The 4,353-nt window shown below is 69.0% G+C and carries 4 protein-coding genes; 3 read left to right on the top strand and 1 reads right to left on the bottom strand.

Annotation, left to right across the window (positions count from 1 at the left end; all coding sequences use genetic code 11):
- Nucleotides 1–486 precede the first annotated feature (486 nt).
- A complete protein-coding gene (locus tag AC27IQ_RS19385; protein ID WP_487090457.1) occupies nt 487–1,668 on the top strand; it encodes an acetyltransferase domain-containing protein in 1,182 nt (393 codons plus the stop codon).
- Between the two features lie 46 nt (nt 1,669–1,714).
- Here the strand turns inward: AC27IQ_RS19385 and dmeF are convergent, their stop codons facing one another.
- The gene (gene dmeF / locus AC27IQ_RS19380; protein WP_487090456.1) at nt 1,715–2,701 is read right to left on the bottom strand and encodes a CDF family Co(II)/Ni(II) efflux transporter DmeF; all 987 of its coding nucleotides are present in this window, start codon (nt 2,699–2,701) and stop codon (nt 1,715–1,717) included.
- 61 nt (nt 2,702–2,762) lie between these two features.
- Between dmeF and AC27IQ_RS19375 the strand changes: the two genes are divergently transcribed.
- Both AC27IQ_RS19375 and AC27IQ_RS19370 read left to right on the top strand, forming a co-directional pair.
- The gene (locus tag AC27IQ_RS19375) at nt 2,763–3,038 is read left to right on the top strand and encodes a metal/formaldehyde-sensitive transcriptional repressor (protein WP_284398650.1); all 276 of its coding nucleotides are present in this window, start codon (nt 2,763–2,765) and stop codon (nt 3,036–3,038) included.
- An 88-nt stretch (nt 3,039–3,126) separates the two neighbouring features.
- Nucleotides 3,127–4,338, top strand: coding sequence for a multidrug effflux MFS transporter (locus AC27IQ_RS19370; RefSeq protein WP_487090455.1), 1,212 nt, complete (start codon nt 3,127–3,129; stop codon nt 4,336–4,338).
- Nucleotides 4,339–4,353: the final 15 nt, after the last annotated feature.

The following is a 4,353-nucleotide window of genomic DNA, read 5'->3' as shown; positions in this document are numbered from 1 at the left end:
CGAGTCCCGTCCACTCCGCCATATGGAAGCCCTCGCAAGCAATGCTTGCGAGGGCTTTTTCTTTGGTTTTTGGTGGCGATGGCGGCTTGGCTGCGTGGGATTGTGTCCATCCGTTGCGGACCGACCTACAGTGGCTCTTTCAAAAGAATGGTGCATGCCGCACTGCCGCACTGCCGCACTGCCGCACTGCCGCACTGCCAGCGCATGGTCCGTCAGCCCATGGCCTAATAGGAGGCTGAGGGGAAAAGGACTTTGACATGTTGTCGATCCGGGTGCCCATTGCACCGTCGCAGGATGGACCCCATTGCTGTGCGCAAAAAAAACCCCTTTGTTTTTTGGATCCGACGGAAGGCGCATCGCAGCGGGCCTGTCCCAAACGGGCACAATCGCGCCTTTCGCCCCCTCGCCGTCAACGGATCGCCTCTGCCGCCACAGCCCGCCGCCCGGCAGCCTAGGGCGATTCAGGCACCGCGCGCCACCCCTTCCATGCCCATCGACCGCTCCCTGCCTCCACCCCATGCTGGCTCCGCCTCCGCCCGGCTGCAGTCCATCGACGCGCTGCGCGGGCTCGTCATCCTGTTCATGCTGCTGGACCACGTGCGCGAAACCTTTTTCCTGCACCACCAGGTCAGCGACCCCATGGTCGTCGCGGCCACCTCGCCCGATCTGTTCGCGAGCCGGCTGCTGGCCCACGTGTGCGCGCCGGTGTTCGTGTTCCTCACGGGGCTGTCCGCCTGCCTGTATGGTTCGCGGCAGGGCGGAGGCCGGGGGGCGACCTCGGTGTTCCTGCTCCAGCGTGGGTGCTTCCTGGTCGCGCTGGAACTCACGCTGGTGAACTTTGCCTGGACCTTCCAGTGGCCGCCGCAGGTGGTGTACTTGCAGGTGATCTGGGTGATCGGCCTGAGCATGCTGGCCCTGGCGGCGCTGCTGTGGCTGCCGCGCACCGTGCTGATCGCCCTGGGCGTGGCGATCGTGGCCGGGCACAACCTGCTCGACGGGCTGCATTTTCCGGTCGGCCATGCGCTGCACATTCCCTGGGCGGTGCTGCACGACCGCGGCTGGATCGAAGTGGGCGAATCGCTGCGCCTGCGCACTTCCTATCCGCTGCTGCCCTGGATCGGCGTGATCGCGCTGGGCTATGCGGCCGGACCCTGGTTCCTGGCGTCCACGGATGCGGGCGCGCGGCAGCGCCGCCTGCTGGCCTGGGGCACGGGGCTGCTGGCCGGGTTTGCCGTGTTGCGCTGGTGGAACGTGTACGGCGACAAGCCCTGGGTTGCGGGCGACACGGCCCTGGCCACCGCGATGTCGTTTTTCAACGTGACCAAATATCCGCCTTCGCTGCTGTTCATCGCGCTCACGCTGGGCATCGGCCTGCTGGTGCTGCGGGCGTTCGAGCGGGCGCGGCCCGGGGCCGGGCTGCGGGTGTTGGCGGGGTTCGGTGCCGCGCCCATGTTCTTTTACCTGCTGCACCTGTACGTGCTCAAGCTGCTTTACCTCGCGGCGGTGGCCGTGTGGGGCGAGACCCAGGGCACGTATTTCGGGTTCGACGCCATGTGGGCCGTCTGGCTGTGCACGGCCGTCCTGGCCGTGGCGCTGTACCCCGCGGTGAAAGCCTTTGGGGCCTTCAAGGCGCGGCGGCGCGACATCGCCTGGCTCAAGTACCTTTGAGCGTGGGCGTTGCCGTCGCGGGTGCCCGCGTCGGTGCGCAGCGGGGTCAGTGGGGCCGGCCGGAGGTGTCGGCCCGGTTCACCTCGACGGAGATGTGCACCAGTTCCTCGTGCACGCTCAGCAGGCGCTTGAAGAAGTCGGGCGCCACGGACGGATGGGCCGTGGACAGCGACAGGATGCAGGCGTACAGGCCCGTCCCGACGCGCCACACGTGAAGATCGCACACGCTGGCGGGAATGGGGCTGGCGGCGATCGCATCGCGGATTTCCTGCACCACGGGCGCGTCCATTTCCGCGTCCAGCAGCACCCGCCCGGTATCGCGCAGCAGCCCCCAGGCCCAGCCCGCGACCAGGGCCGCGCCCAGCAGGCCCACGGCCGGGTCGAGCCAGTCGGCGCCCCACAGCAGCCCCCCGCACAGCGCGGCGATGGCCAGCACCGATGTGGCAGCGTCGGCCACCACGTGCAGGTAGGCCGACCGCAGGTTCAGATCGGCTGGCGTCATCCCATGGCTGTGGCCGTGACCTTCATGCGCAGGGTGTTCGTGATGTTCGTGATGCGCGTGCCCGCCGCGCAGCAGCCAGGCGCACGCCAGGTTGACCACCAGTCCCAGCGCGGCCGTGAAGACGGCCTGCTCATACTGGATGGGCGCCGGGGCGAGGAGCCGCTGCACCGACTGGTAGACCATGAGCCCGGCCACGAGCAGCAGGAGGATGGCGCTGGTGTAACCACCCAGCACCTCGATCTTCCAGGTGCCGAAGGCGAAGCGGCCGTCGCTCGCGTGGCGCCGGGCCGCGGCATACGCCATGGCGGACAGCCCCAGCGCCAGGGCATGCGAGCCCATGTGCCAGCCGTCCGCCAGCAATGCCATTGAGCCGAAGGCCCAGCCGCCGACGATCTCCGCCACCATCATGGCGACCGTCAGTGCCACCGCCCAGCGGGTGTTGCGCTCGGCCAGGGGATTGCCGTGGCTGAAGACATGGGGGTGCTGCCAGCCGGCTGCGAGGGGGGCGTTGGCGGAAGGGCTTTGGGTCATGGCCGTCATGGTGAAAGATACTGTACCCCAGTATATTTTCAGCCCTTCGTACAATCCGGCCATGGCCCATACCATCCACGGAAAAAAGAAGCTGCTGGCCCGCGTGCGGCGCATCCAGGGCCAGGCGGCGGCCCTCGAGCGGGCGCTGGAACAGGAGGCTGACTGCATGGCGGTGCTGCAGCAGATCGCGGCCGTTCGCGGCGCGGTGAATGGCCTGATGGCGCAGGTGCTGGAAGGCCACATCGTTCAGCACCTGGGTGACCCCGCAGCTCCCGCGCAGCAGCGCGCGCAGGACGTGGCGGCGGTGGCCTCGGCGCTGCGCTCCTACCTCAAATAGGCCGGGTGCTCCGGGGCAAGACCGCGCTCGACCGCCGGCCAATCGGACGCCCGAGCGGCGGATGCCGCCGTTGGCGACAATCGGGCCCATGTTTCCTTCGCCCTTCCTCCGCGCCGCCCTCGTTCTGGGCCTTCTTTCGGCCATCGGCCCCTTTGCCATCGACATGTACCTGCCGGCGCTTCCCGACATCGGGCGCAGCCTGGGCGCGCAGGTCGGCGCCGTGCAGTGGAGCCTGACGGCGTTCTTCCTGGCGCTGGGGGCGGGGCAGCTGTTCTACGGCCCCGTATCCGACATGGTGGGGCGCAAGCCGCCGCTGTATTTCGGTCTGCTGCTGTTCACCGCGGCGAGCGTGGGTTGCGCCCTCGCGACCGAGATCGAGACGCTGGTGGCGTTGCGCTTCCTGCAGGGCCTGGGCGCCGCAGCCGGAATGGCCATTCCGCGCGCCGTGGTGCGCGATCTGCATACCGGCACCGATGCCGCGCGCCTGATGGCGCTGCTGATGCTGGTGTTCAGCGTGTCGCCTATCCTCGCGCCGCTCGCGGGCAGCGGCGTCATCGCGCTCACCGGCTGGCGCGGCGTGTTCTGGGTGGTGGCGGTGGCCGCCATCGCGGGGCTGGCGCTGGTCTATGGCGCGCTGCGCGAGACGCGTCCCGCTGCCGACCGGGTGGAAAGCAGCCTGGGCAGCGCCCTGCGGGCTTACGGGCTCCTGCTGCGCGATCGCCATTACCTGGGCCTGGTCTTCATCGGCGGCTGCGCCATGTCGGGGTTCTTTGTCTACCTGGCGGGCTCGCCGTTTGTGCTCATCAACCACTACGGGCTCACACCCACGCAGTACAGCCTGGCGTTCTCGCTGAACGCGGCGGCCTTCATCGGCTCGTCCCAGTTCACCGGCCTGCTGGGCCAGCGGTTTGGCCTGGTGCCACTCGTCAAGGTGGCGGCCAGCGCGGCGGGCGTGGTCATGGTGCTGCTGCTGGCCTACTACCTGCTGGGCGGTGACCAGCTGGCGGTGCTGATCGCGCTGTATTTCGTGTCCAGCGCCTTCATGGGGCTGGTGATTCCCACCACGTTGGTGCTGGCGCTGGAGCAGCACGGCGCCATCGCCGGCACCGCCTCGGCCCTGCTGGGCACGCTGCAGATGCTGACGGGCGCGGCGGCCATGGGCATCGTGGGCGTGTTCGCCAACGGACAGCCCTTGCCCATGGTGATCGGCATGGCCGCAGGCGCGCTGGTGGGCGTGGCGCTGACCTGGATCACGCTGGCGGGCCCGCATGCCGCCGGACCGGTGGAGGCGCGGGTTTGAGCCCCGGTCCGGGCG

This window comes from Acidovorax sp. KPB24-07, assembly GCF_057543315.1.
This window is presented reverse-complemented; position numbering and strand designations above follow the sequence as displayed.

Excerpts from the sequence above, each read along its gene's own strand:
- AC27IQ_RS19385 (WP_487090457.1), top strand. The coding sequence starts at position 487 with ATGCCCATCGACCGCTCCCTGCCTCCACCCCATGCTGGCTCCGCCTCC.
- dmeF (WP_487090456.1), bottom strand. The coding sequence starts at position 2,701 with ATGACCCAAAGCCCTTCCGCCAACGCCCCCCTCGCAGCCGGCTGGCAG.
- AC27IQ_RS19375 (WP_284398650.1), top strand. The coding sequence starts at position 2,763 with ATGGCCCATACCATCCACGGAAAAAAGAAGCTGCTGGCCCGCGTGCGG.
- AC27IQ_RS19370 (WP_487090455.1), top strand. The coding sequence starts at position 3,127 with ATGTTTCCTTCGCCCTTCCTCCGCGCCGCCCTCGTTCTGGGCCTTCTT.